The following is a 5,174-nucleotide window of genomic DNA, read 5'->3' on the forward strand; positions in this document are numbered from 1 at the left end:
TCTCGGTCATCTAAAAAACGCGATCGCTAAAATCTCGGTCATCTAAAAAACGCGATCGCTAAAATCTCGGTCATCTAAAAAACGCGATCGCTAAAATCTCGGTCATCTAAAAAACGCGATCGCTAAAGTCTCGTTCGCGTAGCGTGACCGTAGGTCAATCATCAAGGATCGGACAGCTTGTGATTGATTCGATTTTAATGGGATTGACCCTAGGCCAGGCTACACGATTGACGGTAGGTCACGCTACGCCAACGCAAATTCCCCATCAAGCTGAAATCACTTCAAAATCAGAAATCGTCTCAATCCACACCCTTGCTCCACAATCTAGTGGATTGTCCGGACGATACATCACCCGACAGGGGCCATTGACCTCTACCGTATGACCATAAACATTTTTAGAGCCTCGCTTGACGGTAATCACAGGATTACGCTCCCCGGTCTTGAGATTTTGGCGAATGACTTTCTGATTAACGTGGATCACAGCCTTAGTGTAATTTGTACGCTTTGACCAGTTCCGTTTTGGTCCGCGAGTGCCAGGAGTGACCACCGGCATACCATCAAACAAAGGAATCACCCAAGTTCTACCCACCTTATAAGCGCCTTTAACTCTGCCTTTGCCCAGAAGGTAACGGACGCGAGTGGCAGAAACACCGAGTAATTCAGCGGCTTGTGCAGTGGAAATCATCATGGGTAGTAAACCATTGCTTTAACGATATTATTATATTAACACACTTGTTTTGAAAAGGCAAGGGCATGGCAAAACTATTGCATCATCGCAATTTAAAGGAAAAAATGGGGCTAGTGGGTGTAGTAAGTTAAAAATTATAAAAGGGTGGTTAACAACTATTGCATTGTCGCAATTTCTCATCTGGTGGGATGTATGGAGTTTATAGGGTAAATAATATTAATACTATAAAAAGGTGGTAAAAACTATTGCATTGTCGCAATTTATAGCAGTCGCCAGGGCAGGCGCGGACATGACAAAAGTCTCAAACCTAAGTAAGCGCAAGAGTTTGACTTCTGACTTCTGACTTCTGACTTCTGACTTCTGCTATATCATCTGGTGGGATATATGGAGTGTATAGGTATTGTGGGGGTCTTAAGTTAAGAGGGTTATCAAAAACTATTGCATTGTCGAAATACTAACTCTTGCCTCTTCACTGCTCCCTGCTCCCTGCTCCCTGCTCCCTAAAAACCCAGGACTTTGTACCTAACCGAATAGAAAACCGCTTTATGCACACTTTGGCTTTTTTGTCAATTCATAACTCTTAAAATTTATCGATTGTTTCGGGGAAATTAGGTTTTTCAAATGAGATGTAAACAGAGGATTGCTCTAACAGGGAACAGAAAACAGCTAAAAGAGAATAGTAGGAAAGGGCTCCAGGATTTTTTGATGTGATCAGAAATCAGCCTTAGCGTTCATGACCTATTTGGAAAGGGTTTATTTTATCTGATGAAAGAATAAAAGATTAGATTAAAATTGTCTCTAGTTGGTTCCTCTTGTTCAGGATTGTGGTATACTATTATCAAATAAACTATACTCAAAGTAAATAATCTTAAAAATATAGCTAGTTGTTATGGCTTGGCTAGACAAGTTGTTGTTACCCCAATTACAACCCTGATAGCTGATCATACTAGATAGTAAGATAATACTAATTTTTATAATTTATAAGTCTGGTAAAATTACGGATTTGATTGAAAAGGCGGGTTGTCAACTTCTCTAACTTCCCCCTTATCCATCGAAGCTGTAGATGCAGCTTGCCAGTAACTTAATCAATAATTGTGTGATTGTGGCTTGTGCTATACGTCGCTGCCATGTTGTGTAGTAACTTTGTCAATCTAAATAGAGCTGAAGTCAATGACCGATAAAAAAAATCCGCTACCCAATCCCCAAGAAGCTGAGACTTTCTTGGCTGACCTATTTGAGCAAGTAAACAAATGGGAAAGTAACCTGGATGAAAGTACAAAGCTTGGTGTAGCTGCAACCGCCGTTAAAAGCTTGCTGGAAAGTACAGTTAGCTTTGGCAATCCCAGGGATAAGTTGATCTTACTTACCGAAGACCTATTTGAAGAAACTGAAGAGGGATTGAGCAACATTTATCGACAGCAAATGCGTGATGCATTTGATTTCTATTATATGACTGTGACTGTCGATTTGCGTCCTAAACCAGGGGTTAGATTTTGGCGATTGTGCTGTGAGCTTGACTTCAGTCCCAAAGGAGAAAAAGAGCCGATCGTTCAGTCTATTTTCCCCAAAAGCCAATGGCGACCTGTGATGAGATCCGGGGTGGGCATGAATTTAGCTATTAATAGCAATCTTGATTGGAGTATCGGGATTGATAGCACTGAAGTAGCCGAACTTACCACTATTCCTGGGGAGCTCAAAGCTAATGTAGCAAAGAAGAACGAACTCAAAGCATTCATTGTCATTCCTGAGTATGCTTACGAAGCTGGTCACTTTGAAATGATTTCCCAAGGTGAAGGTAATTCTAAGTGTTACTGGCGCATTGAAGAGCCGGAAATCCAAAAAATACCGACAGTCCAATTTGCTATTGTCTTTAAAGTGCCTAAGGAAATAAAGTCTATTAATTTGCGCGGTATGGTTTGGGTTGAACCAAATATGAACTGGTTAACTGCTGATATCCGTGATGTTTTCAGTGATCTGGCAGATAGATTCCAAACCTTAATACGAAATAAGAATCAGGCTGCAATTAAATTCAGTCGTAGTGATGTCAAGGAATGGATATTGAAGCTACCGAAAGCTAATCTTACACAGGATTTAGCTACTTAAATCGGGTGCATCTTTTTATTGTAAATCTATGGTAAGCATTCAGTTATCAGCTATCAGCTATCAGTTATCAGTTATCAGTTATCAGTGGTCAGCTATCAGCTATCAGCTTATGGGTTAGGTCACAGGCTAGAAGCCTGTGCCACTCTACTTAAGGCTAGAAGCCTGTGCCACTCTACTTAAAGCGCTTTTGAATAAAATAACCTGACGGCTGACCACTAACTACTGACCGCTGACCACTGACCGCTGAATGCTTACCAATTAATCAGCTTTATCTGATCAGACAGCTATGACTAGAGCCTACTACACCTATCGCATCCACGTGATACATCCTCGTACAGTGCGGGTTGAAAAGAAAGAACCTGGAAAGCTCGATAATATAATCTCTAGAGAATTTCGGTATCAGGATAAGATCACCTCAGAAGTCAGGGAGTTAATCGAAAAAGTTCGTAAAAATGAAATCAAGGATGCTAACCAGTCGAGGTTACTCGGAGAAGCCTTGTTTGATAGCTTGTTTGATGATGTCCTTTGCTATGACTTTATAAGATTTTATAACGAAGTTGTTCGCACTAAACAGCAATTGCTACGGGTAGAACTAGATATAGACGAGCAAAATATCCCTGAAGTGGCAGCGTTCCCATGGGAATTTATGTGTTTGCCTCAAAGGGAGAAGTTAGGAACAATGTGGTTGGCTACTGCAGCTGACTTGGTCTTTTCGCGCCTTCCCCCACAGCGGATTTCAGCACCACCGATTAAGTTAGGCGCAAATGAAAAAATGCGGATTGCCTTAGTTGTCTCTGCACCCACAGATTTAAATCCAGTTGCCTACGAGGAAGTACAGGTGGCGATAGAAACACTAGCCCAGGAACAACCAGAGCAGGTGGAATTGTTACCCGTAGTGAATCCACCTAGCCGCAAAGCTATTGATAAAGTTCTGAGGGAAAAGCCCCACATTTTCCATTTCATCGGTCATGGTCGTTTTCAGAATGAAAATGGTGAAATTGCCTTGGTGGATGAATTCGATCAGGCACAGTGGATTAGCGCCAATGACTTTAGTGAGCTCTTTAATAAGCATCGACCTGGAATTATTGTGTTGCAGGCATGTCAGGGAGCAATGGAGTCTACATCGAAACCATCTGTAGGACTAGCTTCCAAGGTTGTGCAGCAACGTATTCCTGTAGTCGTGGCCATGCAGTATCCAGTGTCTAATAGCACAGCTAGCCGATTTGCCTGCCACTTTTATAAACAATTAGCTCAAGGCAAGTCAGCGGATATAGCAGTACAGGAAGGACGACGAGAAATTAGTCTCCATGAATCAACAGGATATCGGAAACGGGATTTTGCGACACCTGTGATTTTCATGCAAGTGCAAGATGCTCACTTATTGCAACCTCGAAATGAGTCAGTATTGCAACTTCTGAATCAGCCAGTTGTGCGAGACAAGCCAAGCCATAAACAGCTCCATGTAAAGGATGCTCGCCAATCAAAAGGGGTAAAACGAGCGCTGTTGATTGGAGTCAGTGAATATGGACAGGGGTTAAAGCCACTACCTGGCGCAACCAAAGATTTAGAGGAAATCAAAGGAATACTGGATTCCCCACAACTGGGAAATTTTGTTGATGTCAAAGCTCTCAGCAATCCTGATCGACAGGAAATGGAGGAGGCTATTGAAGAGTTATTCGCCAGTTCTACAAAAGATGATTTGGTGTTACTGTTCTTTTCAGGTCACGGTGTCAAAGATAGCAGCAATCAACTGTATTTAACAACTCGTATTACTCGTAAGAATTCACAGAGAGAACTAGTTAAGACAACAGCCGTTTCTGCTAGGGCTATCCATAACATTATGAATGGTAGCCGCTCCAAGCGACAAGTGGTTATCCTCGACTGCTGCTTTAGTGCAGCTTTTCGTAAGGGCCTACTGGTTAAAGATGATCGCTCCGTCGATCTTCAAAATCAATTAGGAGGAGAAGGGCGCGCTATTCTCGCTTCTTCAACTGACTACTCCTTTAGTCAATTGGACAAACAGCTCTCAATTTACACTCAGTATTTAGTAGAGGGTATTGAAACGGGAGATGCTGATTTGAATGGGGATAGGGTGATTTCTCTGGATGAGTTACATGAGTACATCAAAAATAGGATTCGAGAAACCCTTCCTGCCATGAATCCTAAAATCTATGCTGAGCAGGAAGGTTCTAAAATCCAAATTGCTAAAGCACCAAGGGATTATGCCTCTGTTTCAGATACGCCTTTAGTTACCGAAGAGGGGATACAGGCAAGTCCGCAAGCAGATAGTTTGATAACATTTAGCTTACCTATGAAAATCCTATCAAAACTTGTTATAGTTATCGCTGTTGTGGTGATTTCGGCTTTGCTGCGTGTGGCTTAA

Annotated in this window: 3 protein-coding genes; 2 read left to right on the top strand and 1 reads right to left on the bottom strand. The window is 42.0% G+C overall.

Going from position 1 to position 5,174, the window contains the following annotated elements:
- Positions 1–265: 265 nt before the first annotated feature.
- Positions 266–688 (bottom strand): helix-turn-helix domain-containing protein, encoded by a 423-nt coding sequence (locus F6K51_RS35105; RefSeq protein WP_293030190.1) that lies wholly within the window; start codon positions 686–688, stop codon positions 266–268.
- Positions 689–1,858: 1,170 nt separating this feature from the next.
- Here F6K51_RS35105 and F6K51_RS35110 point away from each other — a divergent pair.
- Both F6K51_RS35110 and F6K51_RS35115 read left to right on the top strand, forming a co-directional pair.
- Positions 1,859–2,791 carry a hypothetical protein gene (locus F6K51_RS35110; protein ID WP_293030193.1) on the top strand — a complete coding sequence of 311 codons (933 nt, stop codon included), beginning with the start codon at positions 1,859–1,861 and terminating at the stop codon, positions 2,789–2,791.
- Positions 2,792–3,077: 286 nt separating this feature from the next.
- The gene (locus F6K51_RS35115) at positions 3,078–5,174 is read left to right on the top strand and encodes a CHAT domain-containing protein (RefSeq protein ID WP_293030196.1); all 2,097 of its coding nucleotides are present in this window, start codon (positions 3,078–3,080) and stop codon (positions 5,172–5,174) included.

The organism is Moorena sp. SIO3I8 (genome assembly GCF_010692325.1).
Lineage (GTDB): Bacteria > Cyanobacteriota > Cyanobacteriia > Cyanobacteriales > Coleofasciculaceae > Moorena.